General features: G+C 70.7%; 15 protein-coding genes. 8 read left to right on the forward strand and 7 right to left on the reverse strand.

All coding sequences use genetic code 11. The features are described 5' to 3' along the window. Window positions 1–271: 271 nt before the first annotated feature. Window positions 272–652, reverse strand: a complete 381-nt coding sequence (locus FHS39_RS15535) for a phage holin family protein (protein ID WP_184349935.1) — start codon at window positions 650–652, stop codon at window positions 272–274. Window positions 653–781: 129 nt separating this feature from the next. Here FHS39_RS15535 and FHS39_RS15540 point away from each other — a divergent pair, with 129 nt between their 5' ends. The 3 genes from FHS39_RS15540 (at window position 782) to FHS39_RS15550 (ending at window position 2,386) form a co-directional block, all read left to right on the forward strand. Further along, a complete protein-coding gene (locus FHS39_RS15540; RefSeq protein ID WP_184349936.1) occupies window positions 782–1,099 on the forward strand; it encodes a cupin domain-containing protein in 318 nt (105 codons plus the stop codon). 204 nt (window positions 1,100–1,303) lie between these two features. Then, entirely contained in the window at window positions 1,304–1,522 is a 219-nt protein-coding gene (locus FHS39_RS15545) for a DUF5326 family protein (protein ID WP_184349937.1), read from the forward strand. A gap of 417 nt (window positions 1,523–1,939) precedes the next feature. Next, complete coding sequence (locus FHS39_RS15550; protein WP_071966095.1) at window positions 1,940–2,386, forward strand: SsgA family sporulation/cell division regulator; 447 nt, start codon at window positions 1,940–1,942, stop codon at window positions 2,384–2,386. Window positions 2,387–2,404: 18 nt separating this feature from the next. Here the strand turns inward: FHS39_RS15550 and FHS39_RS15555 are convergent, their stop codons facing one another. The 3 genes from FHS39_RS15555 to FHS39_RS15565 all read right to left on the reverse strand — a co-directional run bounded on the left by FHS39_RS15555 (window position 2,405) and on the right by FHS39_RS15565 (window position 5,685). Continuing rightward, window positions 2,405–3,940 (reverse strand): SPFH domain-containing protein, encoded by a 1,536-nt coding sequence (locus FHS39_RS15555; protein ID WP_184349938.1) that lies wholly within the window; start codon window positions 3,938–3,940, stop codon window positions 2,405–2,407. A gap of 148 nt (window positions 3,941–4,088) precedes the next feature. After that, the gene (locus FHS39_RS15560; RefSeq protein ID WP_184349939.1) at window positions 4,089–4,289 is read right to left on the reverse strand and encodes a hypothetical protein; all 201 of its coding nucleotides are present in this window, start codon (window positions 4,287–4,289) and stop codon (window positions 4,089–4,091) included. Between the two features lie 19 nt (window positions 4,290–4,308). After that, a complete protein-coding gene (locus FHS39_RS15565) occupies window positions 4,309–5,685 on the reverse strand; it encodes a YibE/F family protein (RefSeq protein ID WP_343069593.1) in 1,377 nt (458 codons plus the stop codon). A gap of 203 nt (window positions 5,686–5,888) precedes the next feature. On the opposite strand from FHS39_RS15565, the gene thiC reads away from it, so the two are divergent. Next, window positions 5,889–7,649, forward strand: a complete 1,761-nt coding sequence (gene thiC / locus FHS39_RS15570; RefSeq protein WP_184349941.1) for a phosphomethylpyrimidine synthase ThiC — start codon at window positions 5,889–5,891, stop codon at window positions 7,647–7,649. Window positions 7,650–7,756: 107 nt separating this feature from the next. On the opposite strand, the gene FHS39_RS15575 is transcribed toward thiC, so the two are convergent. The 3 genes from FHS39_RS15575 to FHS39_RS15585 form a co-directional block, all read right to left on the reverse strand. Continuing rightward, complete coding sequence (locus tag FHS39_RS15575) at window positions 7,757–8,605, reverse strand: hypothetical protein (protein WP_184349942.1); 849 nt, start codon at window positions 8,603–8,605, stop codon at window positions 7,757–7,759. 182 nt (window positions 8,606–8,787) lie between these two features. Beyond that, window positions 8,788–9,930: a metallophosphoesterase gene (locus tag FHS39_RS15580; protein ID WP_184350210.1), complete on the reverse strand. Its 1,143-nt coding sequence runs from the start codon at window positions 9,928–9,930 to the stop codon at window positions 8,788–8,790. 465 nt (window positions 9,931–10,395) lie between these two features. Beyond that, on the reverse strand, window positions 10,396–11,508 hold the full coding sequence (locus FHS39_RS15585) for a LacI family DNA-binding transcriptional regulator (protein WP_184349943.1): 1,113 nt from the start codon (window positions 11,506–11,508) through the stop codon (window positions 10,396–10,398). A 335-nt stretch (window positions 11,509–11,843) separates the two neighbouring features. On the opposite strand from FHS39_RS15585, the gene hisC reads away from it, so the two are divergent. The 4 genes from hisC (at window position 11,844) to cydD (ending at window position 19,370) form a co-directional block, all read left to right on the forward strand. After that, entirely contained in the window at window positions 11,844–12,923 is a 1,080-nt protein-coding gene (gene hisC / locus FHS39_RS15590; RefSeq protein WP_184349944.1) for a histidinol-phosphate transaminase, read from the forward strand. Window positions 12,924–13,167: 244 nt separating this feature from the next. Next, entirely contained in the window at window positions 13,168–14,754 is a 1,587-nt protein-coding gene (locus FHS39_RS15595) for a cytochrome ubiquinol oxidase subunit I (protein ID WP_184349945.1), read from the forward strand. A gap of 26 nt (window positions 14,755–14,780) precedes the next feature. Then, a complete protein-coding gene (gene cydB / locus FHS39_RS15600; protein WP_184349946.1) occupies window positions 14,781–15,788 on the forward strand; it encodes a cytochrome d ubiquinol oxidase subunit II in 1,008 nt (335 codons plus the stop codon). A gap of 15 nt (window positions 15,789–15,803) precedes the next feature. Further along, window positions 15,804–19,370 (forward strand): thiol reductant ABC exporter subunit CydD, encoded by a 3,567-nt coding sequence (gene cydD, locus FHS39_RS15605; RefSeq protein WP_184349947.1) that lies wholly within the window; start codon window positions 15,804–15,806, stop codon window positions 19,368–19,370. Window positions 19,371–19,385: the final 15 nt, after the last annotated feature.

Raw genomic sequence — 19,385 nt, forward strand, 5'->3', positions numbered from 1 at the left:
TGGTTCGCCGCCACCGATCGTAGGGGAACTATAAATAAGTCGATAGGTCTGTGCCGTCAGCGTGATTGGACACTGACGCTGAGTCAACTAGCCTTGGTCGCACGGTTCTTCGTGTGTAGACGCGTCCGACGGAGGGCCGGGGCGGCTCGAGCCAAGAGGGGGGAGGCTCGAGCCGCTCTTCTGCGTCTTCGCCGCCCCGGGCTAGGGCGTGTCCGATGGGTCAGCACAGGCCCCACGACGCCTGGCGCCGCACTGACTCATCGGACACGCCCTAGTCCTGCTCGTCCGGCAGGATCACATGCATCGCCCAGGCCACGATCGAGATGATCACGCCGCCGACCAGGGCCGACCAGAAGCCCGTCACATGGAAGGCCAGATGCAGCTTGCCCGCCACCCAGGAGGTCAGCAGCAGCATCAGCGCATTGATCACCAGCGTGATCAGGCCGAGGGTGAGGATGAACAGCGGGAGCGAGAGAAGCTTCACGACCGGTTTGACGATGAAGTTGACCGCGCCGAAGACGAGCGCGACGAGGAAAAGCGTGCCCAGTTTCCGGGCCGTGTTCTCGCCGGACAGTGTGATGCCCTTGAGCAGCCAGATGGCAACTGCCAGGGCCGCCGCGTTGGCGATCGTCTTGACTACGAAATTCTTCATGGTGAGATCGTGGCAGACGCCGGCGCCCGACGTGGATCCCCGCGATTACCACCGCTTGGCCGGGCGGGCATCTTACCGAGGGTTGCACCAGGGGCCGTATCAAGGCCCGAAGCGAGAGGTGGACGGCATATGAAGGCGTTCCGGCTGGACGAGCTGGAGGCGGAACGGGTCGCGAACGAGGGCGCGTATCTCCAGTTCCTGCGGGAGCGGAACATGTCGGTCGGGCTGTACGCGCTCGACTCCGGCGCCACCGACCCGCAGGGACCGCACGCCCAGGACGAGGTGTACGTGGTGATGAGCGGCCGGGCGTCGATCACGGTGGGCCAGGAGACGACGGAGGTCGGCCGCGGCAGCGTGGTGTACGTACCGGCCGGCGTGACGCACAGGTTCCACCACATCAGCGAGGACCTCCGGGTGCTGGTCGTCTTCTCTCCGCCCGAAAGCTGAGGGTCGCCCCCGAAAACCCGTAGGGGGACGCTCAGGGGTGGACGGGGGCCGGGGAACACCCATCGGACCACCCGCCCGTCCTAGCATCGAGAGCAGACCGGGGCGGCCCGCCCCGGACGGCCGGCGGACCACGGCGCGACTGATCGCGCCGCCCCCACGGCCGTGAGATGACAACCACGCGCGAAGCGGAGAGCAGGGGTCGGCATGGCTGAGAAGGGGATATTCGCAGGACTGCCCTGGTGGGTGAAGTGGATCGCCCTGCCGGTCCTGGTCTTCGTGGTGTTCGGCAGCCTGATCATGAGCGTGCTCGGCTTCTTCATCGGCCTGCTCTTCAAGGTCCTGCTGCTGGTGGCGCTCGTCAGTGCTCTGATCTTCGTCGTCAAGAAGTTCACGTCGTCCTCGTCGTCGAGGGGCGACTGGTAGGGGCCGGCCCGCCCGGGCGCGAAATGCCGCCCGGGTGCGCCGCACCGGCCGGACCGCGTCGCCCACGCCGTCTGCCGGTGTCCGCTCGGTCAACTCAACGAAGCGGAAGGCGGGGAGTTATCTCTTCCGTCAACTTGAGAACGATTTCCCCGCCCTTGTCCTGAAATCCGGGCCCACTCGGGCCGCTTTGGCCAGTTCTCGGCTGTTCCGTGCCACCAAATCCCGCTGGAACGACTCCGCCCCGTAGTCGAGTCGCTACGCTCCAGAGTCGGAGAGCTCGTATGCTCACCCTCGGTCTCTCCCGGTATCTGGAAAATCACTCCTTGTGATCCGCTGGGCGTTCTTGTCAGACTATGGCGTCATTGGGGCCATCAGGCTTCAATCCCTGCCAAACCGACGAAGACGGGGCATTGGGCGATGCGCGACACAGTTCAGGCAGAAGTGGTCATGACCTTCCTCGTCTCCGAGGAGCTGTCCTTCCGGATCCCGGTGGAGCTGGGCTACGACAGCAGTGACCCGTACGCGGTGAAGTTCACCTTCCACCTCCCCGGCGACGCCCCGGTCACCTGGGCCTTCGCCAGGGAGCTGCTGCTCGACGGGCTCAGCCAGCCCTCCGGCGAGGGCGATGTGCACATCGCCCCCGCCTCCGCGCAGCACCTTTCGGACGTCTTCATCCGGCTGCAAGTGGGCGGCGAAGGCGCCCTGTTCCGGGCGGGCGCGGCCCCCTTGGTCGCCTTCCTCGACCGGACCGACCGGGTGGCCCCGCTCGGCGAGGAGCACTCGGTGGCCGACTTCGACTACGACCTGGCCGCGGCCCTCGACAGCATCCTCGCCGGCAACCCCGAGGGTCAGAACGCGGGTTAGCGGGCCGCCTCCGGCGCGCTAATCCGCGTCCTCGACCGGCACCCGCTCGGCGCGGGGTGCCGCCCCCTGCGGCCCGGCCTTCGCACCCCGGACCACGGGGGCGACGCCGCTGCCGTTCCTGCCCGCGACGCCCTCGGCACCGCCCACGGCGGGCCCTTCCGCCGTGCCCATCGTCGAGAGCAGCTGACGGGCCAGGCCCAGGCCCGTGCCTCCCATCGTCAGGGCCTTCGCAAACAGGTCGGACATGCCGTCCGCCCCGTTCAACAGCACCATGTGGTCCACGTTCCCGAACGCCTGCGCACCCGCCTGCACGATCTCGGGCCACTTCTCCGCCAGTTGCTGCGCCACCACCGCGTCCTGGTTCTCCGCCAGGGCCGCCGCCCGCGCCTTGATGGCCTCCGCCTCGGCCAAGCCCTGGGCCTTGGCGGCCTCGGCAGCCGCCAGACCCCTGGCCTGTGCCGCCGCGGCCTCGGCCTCACCGGTGGCCCGGGTCGCCGCAGCCGAGGCGGTGCCGCGTGCCTTGGTGGCCTCCGCCTCGGCGGCCGCTGCCGTCTTCACCCGCGTCGCCTCGGCGGCCGCCGCGAGCTCCGTTTCCCTGGCCTTGGCCTGGGCGGCCGAGATCCGGGCGTCCCGCTCGGCCTCCGCCAGCGTCCGCTTCTCGTACGCGGCGGCATCCGCCGGCTTGCGGACGTCCGCCTGGAGCTGCTGCTCCCGGCGCTGCGCCGCCAGCTCGGCGACCCGCGTCTCCTGGACCACGACCTCCTGCTGCGCCGCCGCATCGGCCAGCGGCCCGGCCTGCCGCGCCTTGGCCGCCGCGCTGTCGCGCTCGGCCTGGTAGCCGGCCTGCAGGATCTCGCTGTCCCGGGTCGCCTCCGACATCCGGGCGGCGGCCTGCTGTTCGGCCTCGGTGGCGAGCCGGTCCGCCTCGGCCTGGGCGATCCGGGCGTCCCGCTGCACCGCGGCCGCGAACGGCGCGGAGAGGTTCTTGATGTAGCCGGTGGGGTCCTGGATCTCGTGGATCTGCAGCGAGTCGATGATCAGACCCAGCTTCTCCATCTCCGAGCCCGAGGCGGCCCGGGTCTCGCCGGTGAGCCGCTCCCGGTCCCGGATCATGTCCTCGACCGTCAACCCGCCGACGATCGAGCGCAGATGACCGGCGAAGACGTTGTGCACCCGGTCGCCCATGACCTTCTGCTGGTCGAGGAAGCGGCGGGCCGCGTTGGCGATGGAGACGAAGTCGTCGCCCACCTTGAATATGACCACGCCATGCACTTTGAGTGGAATGCCCTGTTTGGTCACGCAATCCACATGGAGATCCGCCTCGTTGAGGTCAAGCGACAACTTCCGCACCACCTGGACACCGGGCACCACCAAGGTGCCCCGGCCGGTGACGATCCGGAAGCCCATCCCTTCCTCCAAGCCCTCCGTGCGGTGCTTGGAGCCGGAGATGACGAGCGCCTCGTTGGGCTCGGCGACCCGCCACATGAGCTTGAACAGCCCGACCAGGATGATGACCGCGACGAGGACAGCCCCCGCCACGACGCCAATGAGCATGCGTCACGCCCCCTTTGTGGGCCCCAGCGGAGCCCTCTGAGCACAAGTGTGCGCCCGGACGCGCCCGGGGTGAAGCGCTGATACCCGCTCGTATCGATCTTGAACCGGGCGAGGGACCGCGGACGGCCGGCAGTCGTTTTCCGCCGGCTCACCCGTAGGCGGCCGCCACGTACACCGTGCGCGGCGGCTGGTACTCCACGACCAGCACCACCGTGCCCCGCTCCATCCGCTCGCCCGGCTCCGCCGCGTACGCCAAGAACGCCTCGGCGCCGCCGCGGACGCGCACCATCACCTCGCCGACCAGGCCCGGACCGACCGTCCCCGTCACTCTGCCCAGCTCCCCGACCACAGGTGCCCCCCGTTCGGCGCTACTTGGCGCGGCGGCGCCTGCCGCCCTTCGCCCCGGCTTTCCCCTTACCCGGATTGTGCCGGTCGGCACCGGCAACGAGCGCCGCCAGCGCGGTCGTCACCGGAACCGAGGCCACCAGACCGATGCTGCCGACCAGCGTCCGTACGATCTCCTCCGCGACGATCTCGCTCGTGGCCACCGTGCTCACCCCGCTGTCCGCGATCGAGAACAACAGCAGCAACGGCAGTGACGCACCCGCGTACGCCATCACCAGCGTGTTGACCACGGACGCGATGTGGTCGCGTCCGATCCGCATCGCCGAGCCGTACAGTTTGCGCCAATTGGCGCTGGGGTCGGCCTCCTTCAGCTCCCAGACCGCCGAGGTCTGCGTCACCGTGACGTCGTCCAGCACGCCGAGCGAGCCGATGATGATGCCCGCGAGCAGCAGGCCCCGTATCTCGATCTGCGGATAGAGGCCGTGCACCAGCCCGGTCTGGTCGTCGGTGTTGCCCGTCAGCCGCGCCCACTCGGTGAACGCCGCGCCGAGCAGGCCGATGAGCAGCAGCGAGGTCATGGTGCCGAGCACCGCCACCGACGTCCGGGCATTGAGGCCGTGGCACATGTACAGCGCGATCAGCATGATCGCGCTGCCGCCGATCACCGCCACCAGCAGCGGGTCCGAGCCCTGGAGGATCGCCGGGAGGATGAAGAGCGTGAGTATGCCGAAGCTGATCACCAGGGCGACCAGGGCGAAGACCCCGCGCAGCCGTCCCACGACCACCACGGCGAGCGCGAAGATGCCCGCGAGCAGGGCCATCGGCACGGTCCGGTCCACATCGGTGACCGAATAGCGCAGATTTTCCGGTGCCTTGGGGGCGTAGGCGAGGACGACCTTCTCGCTCATGTCGTAGTGGCGCGAGGAGCTCGGCTGGACGATCTCGGTGAAGGTCGTGCCCTTGTCCGGGCCCGAGGTGACCTCGACGGTCGCCTTCTGGCACGGTCCCTGCGGCGGAGCGGGGGCGCCCGGCTGCTGGGACGGCGACTGCTGCTGGGGCTGGGCGCCCACCTTGGCGCAGTCGACCTCCTCGATCTTCACCACCCGTCCCGACTCGGTCTGCTGGTCGAGGCCGAGCCCGGTGTGGTGGTGCGGGGGCGCGCCGCCCGGCCAGAGCACGATCAGCCCGGCCACGACCGCGACCGTGAACGGGATCAGGACCGCCGCGATCACCTTGCGCAGATGCGACGAGACGGGCGTGGCCGGCCCATGGCTGTGGCTGTGGCCATGGCTGTGCCCATGGGAGTGGCCGGGGGAGTTGCCCGGGGAAGGATCGCCGCCGGGTCTCTGGTGGGGCGTCTGTGGGTGGGGGGCGTGGTGGGTGTGGTCGGTGGGGGTCACCCCCACATCATCACAAGCCGTACTGGCCCTCCTGCCGGGGTAGGCGCTAGCGTTGTCCCGACTTTGCAATCGCGGGAGCTCGGAGCACCGGGCTGAGAGGGCGCTGATCTCCGTCCCGGACAACCGTCCGGACGTACGAAAAGCTGCTGCGCCGACCGCCGAACCTGTTACCGGGTAATGCCGGCGTAGGGAGTACTGGTCTCATGACCTCGCAGGATGCACGCACGTCCGAAACCGGCGGGCCGATCGGCTGGCACAAGGACTACGTGACCGGCTCGCGTCCGGACCTCCGGGTCCCGGTCCGCCGGGTCCACCTGACCAATGGGCAGGACGTACGCCTGTACGACACATCCGGCCCGTACACCGACCCTGCCGTCGAGACGGACGTCCGGCGCGGCCTCCAGCCGCTCCGGGAGAACTGGATCATCGGCCGCGGCGACACCGAAGAGTACGCCGGGCGCCCGATGCGCCCCGAAGACGACGGCATCAAGCACACCTCGCCCCGCGGCGGCCTGAAGAACCTCGACGCCGTCTTCCCGGGCCGCCCGCGCCAGCCGCGCCGCGGCCGGGGCGGCGCCGCGGTGACCCAGCTCGCGTACGCCCGCCGCGGGGAGATCACCGAGGAGATGGAGTACGTCGCCCTGCGCGAGAACGTCTCTCCGGAGACGGTCCGCGAGGAGATCGCGGCCGGCCGCGCGGTCCTCCCGGCGAACGTGAACCACCCGGAGATCGAGCCGATGATCATCGGCAAGAAGTTCCTGGTCAAGGTGAACGCCAACATCGGCAACTCCGCCGTCACCTCCTCCATCGAGGAGGAGGTGGAGAAGATGACCTGGGCCACCCGCTGGGGCGCCGACACGGTCATGGACCTGTCCACCGGTCGCAACATCCACACCACCCGCGAGTGGGTGCTGCGCAACTCCCCCGTGCCGATCGGCACCGTCCCGCTCTACCAGGCGCTGGAGAAGGTCGACGGCAAGGCCGAGGAGCTGACCTGGGAGATCTACAAGGACACGGTCATCGAGCAGGCCGAGCAGGGGGTCGACTACATGACCGTCCACGCCGGCGTGCTGCTGCGGTACGTCCCGCTCACCGCCCGCCGCAAGACCGGCATCGTCTCGCGCGGTGGTTCGATCATGGCCGCCTGGTGCCTGGCGCACCACAAGGAGTCCTTCCTCTACGAGAACTTCGAGGAGCTCTGCGAGATCCTCGCGGCGTACGACGTCACGTACTCGCTCGGCGACGGTCTGCGCCCCGGTTCGATCGCGGACGCCAATGACGAGGCGCAGTTCGCGGAGCTGAAGACGCTGGGCGAGCTGAACACGATCGCCAAGCGGCACAACGTGCAGACCATGATCGAGGGCCCGGGCCATGTCCCGATGCACAAGATCAAGGAGAACATCGACCTCCAGCAGGAGATCTGCGAGGAGGCGCCGTTCTACACGCTCGGCCCGCTGACGACCGACGTCGCCCCCGCGTACGACCACATCACGTCCGGGATCGGCGCCGCGATGATCGCGTGGTGGGGCACGGCGATGCTCTGCTACGTGACGCCCAAGGAGCACCTGGGCCTGCCGGACCGCGACGACGTCAAGACCGGCGTCATCACGTACAAGATCGCGGCCCATGCGGCGGACCTCGCCAAGGGCCACCCGGGCGCGCAGGAGTGGGACGACGCGCTCTCGGACGCACGCTTCGAATTCCGCTGGGAGGACCAGTTCAACCTGGCCCTCGACCCGGACACCGCGCGCGCCTTCCACGACGCGACGCTGCCCGCGGAGCCCGCGAAGACCGCGCACTTCTGCTCGATGTGCGGGCCGAAGTTCTGCTCGATGAAGATCTCGCAGGACATCCGTCGTGAGCACGGCGGCGATCTGGAGCTCGACCCCGAGGCGGGGATGGCCCAGAAGTCGCAGGAGTTCGCGGCGGCGGGCAACCGGGTGTACCTGCCGATCGCGGAGTAGCTCCGAGTGACGGCCGAGGGGCCCCCGCCGGTGGCGGGGGCCCTGCCGCATGTGTGCGGGCCGTTCGTTTGCAGTCCGGAATTCCGGCACCCGTGGCGCCGGACCGGCTATCGGGGCCGGTTGTCCGACCCGTCGAAGTCGGGGCTGGTGAAGTCCGGGCTGGTGTAGCCGGTGCGGGTGGGGGTGGATTCCTCGTCGGGGCTGCTGAAACCTGGGCTGGAGTAGCCCAGGTGGGGGGTGCGGCTGTGACCGGCGGGGGTCCTGGGGGCGTAGGAATTCTGTGATGCGGCCGGGGCATTGCCGAGGGCTTCCCGGAGGAAGGGGCGCACGCCGCGCTCCAGCAGCGCGCGCTGCCATGCCTCCCGCGCCCGGTCGGCCTCTTCCACCACGGCCGGGCGCTCTTCTCGTGGTGCGTCCTCGGCCTGCCGGCCGTTGCGCAGTGCCGTCAGCAGGATGCCGGTCATGGCGATGAGCACGCCCGCGGCGGTGAGGCCGCCGAACCACCAGCCGACCGTGATCATGGGCCCGGCGACGGCCTCGCTCGAGCCGACCGAACGCATCACATAGCCGATGAGCAGAAAGAGGAGAGCGGCGATTCCGGCCAGGACCGGCGCCAGCACGGCGAGCACCGCACCGGCGCCCGCGCCCTCCGCGTCGGGGCCGTCGTCGTACAAGGGGGCGGGGGCGTCTTCGCTCGGTCGGGGGTGCGCGACGGGCGGGTGGGCGCGCAGCTCCTCGCGAGCGCTGACGTAGGTCGCGTACTCCGCCGAGGCACAGGCGGAGATGGCGGTGATGGCGCTCACCGCCATGGTGCGCAGCTGTTGGTTGGTGAGCCGCCGTCCTATCGCGGCGGCGAGTTCCGGGTCATGGTTCGCGGCACGCAACGCCTGGTCGAGGACCCGCTCGAAATCCGGGCGGTCTTCGGCCAGCAGGTGCGGAGCGCTGTTCATGTGCATCCCCCGATGCTCCGTAGGGCCTTGTTTGCCGGCTTGTACCGGGCAGTGGGCGGAAACGGAGGAGAGCCTGCTACGGATAAGCCGATGGTAGAGCCGTACCGGCGCGAGGTAACAGTCTGTTTCCCGAATTACCCCGTGCCGGTGGAACTCGTCACTTGCCCGCGCTACCGTGCGCCGAACCCTCAGCCCGCGAGCGGAAGTTGCACCACCAGCAGTTTTCCGGCCATGGTGACTCCGCCGTCCATCGCGAGCGCGAGCCCGTCGGCGTAGAGATGCGGGCCGTCCACGGCGGGCGCGCCGCCGTCCTCACCGTCCGCATCCTCGGTGCCGACCTCGCCCAGGAGGTAGGGGATGGGGCTGTGGCCGTGCACCACGCGGCTGCCGCCGTAGGTCTCCAGCAGCTCCCGCGCGGCCACCGAGCCAGCCTCGTCGCGGAAGGCGAAGCGCTTGGTGAACTTGCGGAAGAGGTCCCAGCACTCGTCGGGGTCGTTGCGCTGGAGCGCTTCGGTGACGGCGTCGTTGACGGCCTCGATGGAGTCGCCGTAATCCAGGTAGGCGGTGGTGTCGGAGTGGACGAGCAGGTGCCCGTCCTCCTCGGCGATGGCGTCCAGCCGCGACATCCACTGCAGGTGGTGGTCCTCCAGGCGCTCCATGTCGGTGCGCTGGCCGCCGTTGAGCAGCCAGGCGGCCTGGAAGGAGGCGGTGCCCGCGCCGGAGTTGACGGGCGTGTCGGCGAACCGCTTGGCGCCGATGAGCAGCAGCTCGTGGTTGCCCATGAGGGCCTTGCAGTAGCCGCCCGCGGCCGCGGCCTCGGCGGACAGCCGCATGACCAGGTCGATCACGCCCACGCCGTCCGGGCCGCGGTCGGTGAAGTCGCCGAGGAACCACAGCCGGGCGTTGCCCGCGGCCCAGTGGCCGGAGGCGTCGATGAGGCCCTGCGCGGCGAGCGCTTCGTGCAGCTCGTCCAGGTAGCCGTGGACGTCGCCGACGACGTAGAGCGGGCCGGGGCCCGTGGGCAGCGGCTGCGGCTGGGGCTGCGGCGCGGCGAGCGGGGTCAGCTCGACCGTCGGCATGTCCGTGGGGATGCCGGGGGCGGCCGGGGCGCTGCTGCGGGTGATGACCGGCAGGTCGCGGGCAGTGGGGGTGTAGCCCTCGGGGAACTTCTGGTACTCCGGGAACTCGCGGCCCGGGTCCACGGCCGGGGCGGACCGCTCGTAGCCGGGCATGGGCGGGGGAGCGGCGTACCCGGGGAAAGGCGGCATCGCCGCCGTGGTCCGTGCCGCAGGTCCCTGCCCGGCCCCCTGAGTCATCGACCCCTCCACCATCGCGCCGCCGTGCACCTTGTGGACCTTGCCTGGTCGTCGGCGGTCCGTGGTGTCGTGCGCCCATCATAGGAATGACCGTCGCGGCTTGTGACGCACCAGGGGCCGTGAATCGGAGCAGGTGACCGGGATCGCCGGTTATTTCTCCCCAAATGAGCCGTTAAATGAGCTGTTCGCGCCGGTCAGACGCGCTCGGGGCGGCTTTCCCCGGATCGCGGCCCGTCCCCCCGTGCGCCGGATGCGGGTCCACGCGTGGTTGACGCGGGTGTCCCGTGGGCGCCTGCCCGGGGGTCTTGCTCGCGGTCTTCTGCTGTGTTCTGCCTGTCGTCGGCGGTGGTTCTCGCCGCCGTTCCTGCCGGTGTGTCGCGGTGGGGTGCACCGGCGTGGCGCGTGCACGTGGGGTGGGTGCACGGGGGGTGTGCGCGGCGGGTGTGTGCGCGGGGCGTGCCGTCGGGTTGTGCGCGCGGGTCAGGGCGCGGCGGGGCCGCGCGGTGAGCTGATCGTGGTGCGCGGGGGGCGCCGCTCGGAGGAGGTCCGCACGATCAGTTCGGTGGGTATGACCTGCTCCACGGGCCGGCCGGTGTCCAGCCCCTCGATGGCGTCGATCAGCAGCTGGACGACCGCTGTGCCGATGCGCCGGGGCTTGAGGGAGAGCGTGGTGATGGGCGGTTCGGTGGTGGCGTAGACGGTGGACTCGCTGCAGCAGACCAGCAGCAGGTCGTCCGGGACGCGCAGGCCGTAGCGGCGGGCGGCGGCGAGCAGGTCGGTGCCGTTGGGGTCGAAGAGCCCGTACACCGCGTCGGGCCGGTCGGGGCGGGCGAGCAGCCGGTCGGCGGCCACCGCCCCCGCGCAGGGGTCGTGCGCGGGGTACTCCTCGTAGACGGGGTCCTGGCCCACGCGCTCGCACCAGTGCAGATAGGCGTGGGTGGAGAGCCTGGTGTACGTGTCGGTGGTGGTGCCGGTGAGCAGGCCGATGCGGCGGGCCCCCGCGGCGGCGAGGTGGTCGAGGATGCCGACGACGGCGGCCTCGTGGTCGTTGTCGACCCAGGCGGTGACGGGGAGGGTGCCCGCCGGACGCCCGTCGGAGACGACGGGGATGCCCTGGCGGACGAGGTCGGAGACGACGGGGTCGTGGTCGGAGGGGTCGACGACGACGGTGCCGTCGAGCGCGACGTTCGACCAGACGTCGTGTCTGGAGGTGGCGGGGAGGATGACCAGGGCGTAGCCGCGCGCGAGGGCGGCGGAGGTGGCGGCCCGGGCCATCTCGGCGAAGTAGGCGAACTCGGTGAAGGTGAAAGGTTCATCCCCGTACGTGGTCACGGTCAGGCCGATGAGGCCGGACTTTCCCGTGCGGAGGGTGCGGGCCGCGGCCGACGGGCGGTAGCCCAGCCGGTCGGCGACCTCGCGGACATGGCGGCGGGTCGCGTCCGGTAGCCGGCCCTTGCCGTTGAGCGCGTCGGAGACGGTCGTGATCGAAACCCCGGCGGCGGCGGCAACGTCCCGGATGCCCGCCCGGCCCTGCCGACTGCCCCTGCGCGAGGGTTCCGCCCGGCTCACCTGATGCTTCCCTGCTGCTGTCATGGCGAGCCGATAGTAGGGCTCGGGTGGTCCTTTGGCAGGGTGCCTTATTTGACTGTTGACAGGCACGTTTCTGCTGTGCTGATTTCCCTCAATGATCATGGAAACACAGGCAGTTCAGCAGATCTATGACGGCCGGACGGCCCTTGACGTATCCCGGCCTGCCGAATGGTCCAGGTCTCGAAGAGGTCTCAACTCACCTTCACGGGTGATGCGCGCCACGGCGTCCGCCACGGCGCGCGGCAGAACAACGAGCGCTCCTTCGGCTCTGGACGCCGCCCGGGTCAATCCTCATAAGGTGTGCAGTATTCAAAGTCCGAGGTGGAGGAGGACCCGCGGTGACCGAGAAGACCCCCAGGCTGCGCGCCGCGCTGGAAGCCGTGCCGACCTACAAGCCGGGCAAGCCCGCGGCCGCCGACGGCCCGGTTGCCTACAAGCTGTCCTCCAATGAGAACCCCTATCCGCCGCTGCCCGGGGTGCTCGAAAGCGCCGTCGCCGCGGCCGGCTCTTTCAACCGCTACCCCGACATGGCCTGCACCGGTCTGATGGCCGAGCTCGCCGAGCACTTCGGCGTGCCGCTGACGCACCTGGCCACCGGCACCGGCTCGGTCGGCGTCGCCCAGCAGCTGGTCCAGGCGACGGCGGGCCCGGGCGACGAGGTCGTCTACGCCTGGCGCTCCTTCGAGGCGTACCCGATCATCACCCAGGTCTCGGGCGCCACGCCCGTGCAGGTCCCGCTGACCGAGGGCGATGTGCACGACCTGGACGCGATGCTCGCCGCGATCACGGACCGGACCCGGCTGATCTTCGTCTGCAACCCCAACAACCCCACGGGCACCGTCGTCCGCCGGGCCGAGCTGGAGGCCTTCCTGGACCGGGTGCCCTCCGACGTCCTGGTGGTCCTGGACGAGGCCTACCGCGAGTTCATCCGCGACGAGGCGGTCCCGGACGGCATCGACCTCTACCGCGACCGCCCGAACGTCTGCGTGCTGCGCACCTTCTCCAAGGCGTACGGGCTCGCCGGGCTCCGGGTCGGCTTCGCGGTCGCCCACGAGCCGGTTGCGGCGGCGCTGCGCAAGACCGCCGTCCCGTTCGGTGTGAGCCAGGTGGCGCAGGATGCCGCGGTGGCCTCGTTGCGCAGCGAGAAGGCGCTGGGCGAGCGGGTGGACGCGCTGGTCGCGGAGCGGACGCGGGTGGCCGCGGCGCTCGCCGGGCAGGGCTGGACGGTGCCCGAGTCGCAGGCCAACTTCGTCTGGCTGCGGCTGGGGGAGCTCGCGCTCGACTTCGCGGCCGCGTGCGAGCGCGCGGGTGTGGTCGTACGGCCGTTCCCGGGCGAGGGTGTGCGGGTGACGATCGGTGAGACCGAGGCGAACGATCTGTTCCTGCGGGCAGCGGAGGAATTCCGCAAGGAGCTCTGACCGCCCGGGTCCGCAGCGACGCGATACGGAGGCCGTGTCCCCTCGGGGGCACGGCCTTTGTGCTGTGCGCAAGGGTCGAAGGGGGTACCCCCCTCACTTGTCCGAAAAGCTCATGCGCCATAATGCTTCTGAATGTGAACGCGTTCACAAGCTCACCTGTATGCCCCGCTTTATCTGGTTCATACACGGCAAAGCGTCAGCGGTATGTGGTCATCCGGTGACGCAAGAGGCAAGGAGGGACCGAGTGGATCTCGCTCTGGCACCGGAGACGCTGGCGCGCTGGCAGTTCGGCATCACCACCGTCTACCACTTCCTCTTCGTGCCACTGACGATCAGCCTCGCGGCGATCACCGCCGGCCTGGAGACCGCCTGGGTGCGCACGGGCAAGGAGAAGTACTTCCATGCCACGAAGTTCTGGGGAAAGCTCTTCCTGATCAACATCGCGATGGGTGTGGTCACCGGCATCGTCCAGGAGTTCCAGTTCGGCATGAACTGGTCCGACTACTCGCGCTTCGTGGGTGACGTCTTCGGTGCCCCGCTCGCGATGGAGGCGCTGCTGGCCTTCTTCTTCGAATCCACCTTCATCGGCCTGTGGATCTTCGGCTGGGACAAGCTGCCCAAGAAGCTCCACTGCGCGTGCATCTGGATCGTGGCCGCCGGCACCGTCCTGTCCTCGTACTTCATCCTGGCCGCGAACTCCTGGATGCAGCACCCCGTCGGCTACGCCGTCGACAAGGCGACCGGCAGGGCCCGGCTGACCGACATCTGGGCCGTCCTGACGCAGAACACCACCATGGTCGTGGTCTTCCACACCCTGACCGCGGCCTTCCTCACCGGCGCCGCGTTCATCGTCGGCATCGCCTCCTTCCACCTGTGGCGCGCCAAGCGCAAGCAACTGCAGGGCGAGGAGCTCGGCGAGAAGCAGCGTCATCAGATCGGCGCGATGCGGGCGTCGTTGCGGGTCGGCCTGGTGGTCGCGGTGATCGCCGGGCTGGGCACGGCGCTCAGCGGCGACAGCCTCGGCAAGGTGATGTTCGAGCAGCAGCCGATGAAGATGGCGGCCGCCGAGGCCCTGTGGGACACCCAGTCCCCGGCGCCGTTCTCGGTCTTCGCGGTCGGCGACGTCAGCAAGGGCCACAACAGCGTCGAGATCGAGATACCCGGCATCCTCTCCTTCCTCGCCCACAGCAACTTCTCCGACCCCGTGCCCGGCATCAACGACATCGCCGCGCAGGAAGCCGCCCGCTACGGCGGCAAGCCGGAGGACTACATCCCCAGCATCTTCATGACCTTCTGGGGCTTCCGGCTGATGATCGGCTTCGGGATGACCTCCTTCGTCGCCGGCGTCATCGGACTGTGGACGACGCGCAAGAAGCTCTGGCTCGACCCACGGTTCCGCACCGGCGAGGACGAGGTGCCCAGACTGATGCTCACGCGGACGCGCGAGCTGAGCCCCTTCCTCACCCGGTGGTCCTGGCGCGTCGGCATCCTCACCATGGGCTTCCCGCTGATCGCCAACTCCTTCGGCTGGATCTTCACCGAGATGGGCCGTCAGCCCTGGGCCGTCTACGGCCTGATGAAGAGCGGTGACGCGGTCTCCCCGGGCGTCGGCCAGGGCGAGATCGTCACCTCCATGACCGTCTTCACGGTGCTGTACGCCGTGCTCGCGGTGGTCGAGGTCAGGCTGCTGACGAAGTACGCCAAGGCCGGCCCGGACACCGATGAGAAGCCGCCCGCCAAGGACCCGCGGCTGCGGCTGCCCTCCGGCGGGGACGGCGACGGCAAGGCCGCCGCGGAGGACGCCGACAAGCCGCTGACCTTCGCGTACTGACGCGGCGGACGGAAGGGAGACACCTCATGCACCTCCACGACTTCTGGTTCTGGCTCATAGCCGTGCTCTGGACCGGCTACTTCTTCCTCGAGGGCTTCGACTTCGGCATCGGCGTGCTGACCAAGGCGCTCGCCAAGGACCGCACCGAACGCCGGGTGCTGATCAACACGATCGGGCCCGTCTGGGACGCCAACGAGGTCTGGCTGATCACCGCGATCGGCGCCACCTTCGCCGCCTTCCCCGACTGGTACGCCACGCTCCTGAGCGGCTTCTACTTGCCGATGCTGGCCGTCCTGGTCTGCCTGATCGTGCGCGGCGTCGCCTTCGAGTACCGGCACAAGCGCACCGGCGAGCGCTGGCAGCGCAACTGGGAACACGCGATCTTCTGGTGCTCGCTGCTGCCCGCCTTCCTGTGGGGGCTGACCTTCGCCGACATCGTGCACGGCGTGCCGATCGGCCCGGACAAGGACTTCACCGGCGGCGCAGCGGACCTGCTGACCCCGTACGCACTGCTCGGCGGTGTCTTCGCGGTGGTGCTCTTCACCTTCCACGGAGCCGTCTTCGCCGCGCTCAAGACCGAAGGCGACATCCGCCACCGGGCCAGGGCCTTCGCCGCCCGGTCCGGACTGGTGGCCGGCGTCCTCACCCTGGCCTTCCTCGGCTGGACCCAGGCCGAGTCGGGCAACGGGCGCAGCCTGGCGGCGCTGGCCGTGGCGGCGGTCGCCCTGGCCGCGGCGCTGCTCTTCAACCGGGCCGGGCGGGAAGGCTGGGCGTTCGCCCTCTCCGGGGTGACGGTCGCGGCCTCCTTCGCGATGATCTTCCTGGCGCTCTTCCCGGACGTGATGCCCTCCTCCGCGGACCCGGTGTGGAGCCTCACTGCCGCCAACGCGGCCTCCAGCCCGTACACGTTGAAGATCACGACGTGGGTGGCCGCCCTGATGACCCCCCTCATCATCGGCTACCAGGCCTGGACGTACTGGGTGTTCCGCAAGCGCATCGGCACCCGGCACATCCCGGGCCCCGGCGCGCACTGAGAAACGGACCGCCGGATGAAACCCGTCGACCCCCGCCTGCTCACCCACGCCCGTGCGACACGCTTCTTCCTGGCCGCCTCCGTGGTGCTGGGCCTGGCGGGAGCCGGGCTCGTCATCGCCCAGGCGATGCTCGTCGCCGAGATCGTCACCGGTTCCTTCCAGCACGGCCGTACGGCCGGCGAGCTGGCCGTGCCACTGGCGCTGCTGGCCGCCGCCGGCCTGGGCCGGGCCGTGGTCGCCTGGCTCACCGAGCTGGCCGCCCACCGCGCGAGCGCAGCCGTCAAGTCCGAGCTGCGCACCCGGCTCCTGGCGCACGCCGCCCGGCTCGGCTCCGGCGGAGCCGCCGGCGGAGCGTCACTGCCGAACACCGGTGAACTGGCCAACCTCGCCACGCGGGGAGTGGACGCCCTCGACGCCTACTTCGCCCGCTATCTGCCGCAGCTGGGTCTCGCGGTCGTCGTGCCCGTGGCCGTCCTGGCCCGGATCGTCACCGCCGACTGGCTCTCCGCGCTCGTCATCGTCCTCACGCTGCCGCTCGTCCCCCTCTTCATGGTGCTCATCGGCTGGGCCACCCAATCGCGCATGGACAAGCAGTGGCGGCTGCTGTCCCGGCTGTCCGGGCACTTCCTCGACGTCGTCGCCGGACTGCCCACCCTCAAGGTCTTCGGCCGGGCCAAGGCCCAGGCCGAATCGATCCGCGTCATCACCTCCGACTACCGGCGGGCGACCCTGCGCACGCTGCGCCTGGCCTTCCTCTCCTCCTTCGCCCTGGAACTGCTGTCCACCCTGTCTGTGGCGCTCGTCGCGGTCGGCATCGGCATGCGGCTCGTCCACGGCGAACTCGACCTCGCCACCGGGCTGATGGTGCTCGTCCTGGCGCCGGAGGCCTACCTTCCGCTGCGTCAGGTGGGTGCGCAATACCACGCTGCCGCGGAAGGGCTGGCCGCCGCCGACCAGGTCTTCGCGGTGCTGGAGAGCGAGCTCGCCCCCGCCGGGAAGGGCCGGGCGCCCGGCGCCCGGGGCGCCGTCCTGAGCGTCGAGCGGCTCGTGGTGCAGCACGCGGGGCGCACCGGGCCGTCGCTGCCCGAGGTCTCCCTGGAGATCCGGCCCGGCGAGACGGTGGCGGTGACGGGCGCCAGCGGGAGCGGCAAGTCGACCTTGCTGAACGTGCTGTTGGGACTCGAACGGCCGACGACCGGCCGGGTGCTCGTAGGCGGTACGGATCTGGCATCGCTCTCCCCCGAAAGCTGGCGGCACCAAGTGGCCTGGGTGCCGCAACGACCCCGTCTGTTCGCCGGGACGGTCGCCGAGAACGTACGGCTGGCCCGGCCCGAGGCCACGGACGCGCAGGTGCGCGAAGCGCTGCGCGCGGCCGGTGCGCTCGACTTCGTCACCATGTTGCAGGACGGCACTGACACTCGCCTCGGCGAGGACGGCGCGGGGCTGTCGGCGGGACAGCGCCAACGGATCGCGCTGGCACGGGCGTTCCTGGCCGACCGGCCGGTCCTGCTGCTCGACGAGCCGACCGCGGGCCTGGACGGCGAGACCGAGGCGTCGGTCGTCGAGGCCGTCCGGCGGCTGGCCGTGGGGCGGACCGTGGTGCTCGTGGTGCACCGGCCGGCGCTGCTCGCCGTGGCCGACCGCACGGTGCGCCTGGGGTCCCGGCCCTCCGGGCCCGGGGTACTCCCGGCTGACGTGCCCGTGTGCCCGCAGCCCCGGCGCGAGGCGGGGGAGGCCCCCGCCGTGCCCCGTGCCGTGCCGGGTCCCGGGCCCGCACGGAGCTCCGGGGTGCTGGCCCGGGTCAGGGCCGCCGGGCGGCCGTGGGCGCCCCGGTTCGCCCTCGCGCTGCTCCTCGGCGCGCTGGCGCTCGGCAGCGCCGTCGGCCTGATGGCCGTCTCCGGCTGGCTCATCTCCAGGGCCTCGCAGCAGCCCCCGGTCCTGTACCTGATGGTGGCCGTCACGGCGACGCGGGCGTTCGGCATCGGCCGTTCCGTCTTCCGCTATGCCGAGCGGCTCGTCTCGCACGACGCCGTGCTGCGGGTCCTGGGGGATCTGCGCGTCTCGGTGTACCGGCGGCTGGAGCGGCTGGCGCCCGGCGGGCTGCGGGACGCCCGGCGCGGCGACCTGCTCTCCCGGCTGGTCGGGGACGTGGACGCGCTGCAGGACTATTTCCTGCGCTGGCTGCTGCCGTTGGGTGCGGCCGTGCTCGTCGGCGCGGTCTCGGTGGGCTTCACGGCCTGGCTGCTGCCGGAGGCGGGTGCGCTGCTGGCCGCGGGGCTGCTGCTGGCGGGCGTGGTCGTTCCGGTGCTGTCGGGGGCGTGTGCCCGGCGTACCGAGCGGCAGTTGGCGCCCGCGCGCGGCGAACTGGCTGCGCACACCGTCGATCTGCTGTCCGGCAGCGCGGAGCTGGCGGTTGCGGGCGCGCTGCCCGCCCGTCTGGAGCGCCTGCGCCGTGTGGACGGCGCGCTCACCCGTATCGCGCGCCGGACGGCTTCCGTGACCGCCCTCGGCGCGGGCCTGTTCGCGCTGGCCTGCGGGCTGACCGTGGCGGCCGCGGCGTGGGCGGGTGTTGGGGCCGTGCACGACGGGCGGCTGGGCGGGGTGTGGCTGGCGGTCGTCGTGCTCATGCCGCTGGCCGCGTTCGAGGCGGTGACGGGGCTGCCGCTGGCGGTGCAGTACCGCCAGCGCGTGCGGCGCTCCGCGGAGCGGGTGTACGAGGTGCTGGACGCGCCCGAGCCCGTACGCGACGGGGACGGGCCGGTGCCCGCTTCGCCGTTCCCGCTGTCCCTGAAGGACATGACGGCGCGTCATCCGGGCCGGGCCGAACCGGCCTTGGCGGGCTTCGGGATGGAGCTCATCGCCGGGCGGCGGGTCGCCGTGGTGGGGCAGTCGGGGGCGGGCAAGACGACGCTGGCGCAGGTGCTGTTGCGCTTCGTGGACGCCGAGAGCGGGACGTACACGCTCGGTGGCCGGGACGCCGCCGGTATGGACGGCGACGCGGTGCGCCGGATGGTGGGTCTGTGCGCGCAGGATGCGCACATCTTCGACAGTTCGGTGCGCGAGAACCTGCGGCTGGCCCGTCCGGGAGCGGACGACGGCGCGCTGCGGGAGGCGCTGCGGGCCGCGCGGCTGCTGGAGTGGGTGGACGGGCTTCCGCAGGGGCTGGACACGCCCGTCGGCGAGCACGGCGCACGCATGTCGGGCGGCCAGCGGCAACGGCTGGCGCTGGCCCGCGCGCTGCTCGCGGACTTCCCCGTGCTGCTGCTGGACGAGCCCGCCGAACACCTCGACCTGGCCACTGCCGACGCTCTGACCGCGGACCTGCTGGCCGCCACCGAGGGCCGTACGACCGTGTTGATCACGCACCGGCTGGCCGGGCTGGAGGCGGTGGACGAGGTGATCGTCCTGGAGCGCGGGCGGGCGGTGCAGCGCGGCACGTACGAGGAGCTGGCCCGGGCGGCCGGTCCGTTCTGCCGGATGCTGGAGCACGAAGCCGAGGCCGACCGCTGGGACGGCAGCGGACGGGCGGACGACGGCAATACCAGCCAGAGGGCGCTTTCCATGGCAAAAGCCACTTATTAGGCTCGATGTATGGCA

The sequence above is a fragment of the Streptomyces olivoverticillatus genome (assembly GCF_014203555.1).
In the GTDB taxonomy this organism is placed as follows: Bacteria; Actinomycetota; Actinomycetes; order Streptomycetales; family Streptomycetaceae; genus Streptomyces; species Streptomyces olivoverticillatus.

Bases quoted from the DNA above. Each gene is read 5' to 3' on its own strand.
- FHS39_RS15535 (WP_184349935.1), bottom strand. From the start codon at position 652: ATGAAGAATTTCGTAGTCAAGACGATCGCCAACGCGGCGGCCCTGGCA.
- FHS39_RS15540 (WP_184349936.1), top strand. From the start codon at position 782: ATGAAGGCGTTCCGGCTGGACGAGCTGGAGGCGGAACGGGTCGCGAAC.
- FHS39_RS15545 (WP_184349937.1), top strand. From the start codon at position 1,304: ATGGCTGAGAAGGGGATATTCGCAGGACTGCCCTGGTGGGTGAAGTGG.
- FHS39_RS15550 (WP_071966095.1), top strand. From the start codon at position 1,940: ATGCGCGACACAGTTCAGGCAGAAGTGGTCATGACCTTCCTCGTCTCC.
- FHS39_RS15555 (WP_184349938.1), bottom strand. From the start codon at position 3,940: ATGCTCATTGGCGTCGTGGCGGGGGCTGTCCTCGTCGCGGTCATCATC.
- thiC (WP_184349941.1), top strand. From the start codon at position 5,889: ATGACCTCGCAGGATGCACGCACGTCCGAAACCGGCGGGCCGATCGGC.
- FHS39_RS15575 (WP_184349942.1), bottom strand. From the start codon at position 8,605: ATGCACATGAACAGCGCTCCGCACCTGCTGGCCGAAGACCGCCCGGAT.
- FHS39_RS15580 (WP_184350210.1), bottom strand. From the start codon at position 9,930: ATGGTGGAGGGGTCGATGACTCAGGGGGCCGGGCAGGGACCTGCGGCA.
- FHS39_RS15585 (WP_184349943.1), bottom strand. From the start codon at position 11,508: ATGACAGCAGCAGGGAAGCATCAGGTGAGCCGGGCGGAACCCTCGCGC.
- cydB (WP_184349946.1), top strand. From the start codon at position 14,781: ATGCACCTCCACGACTTCTGGTTCTGGCTCATAGCCGTGCTCTGGACC.
- cydD (WP_184349947.1), top strand. From the start codon at position 15,804: ATGAAACCCGTCGACCCCCGCCTGCTCACCCACGCCCGTGCGACACGC.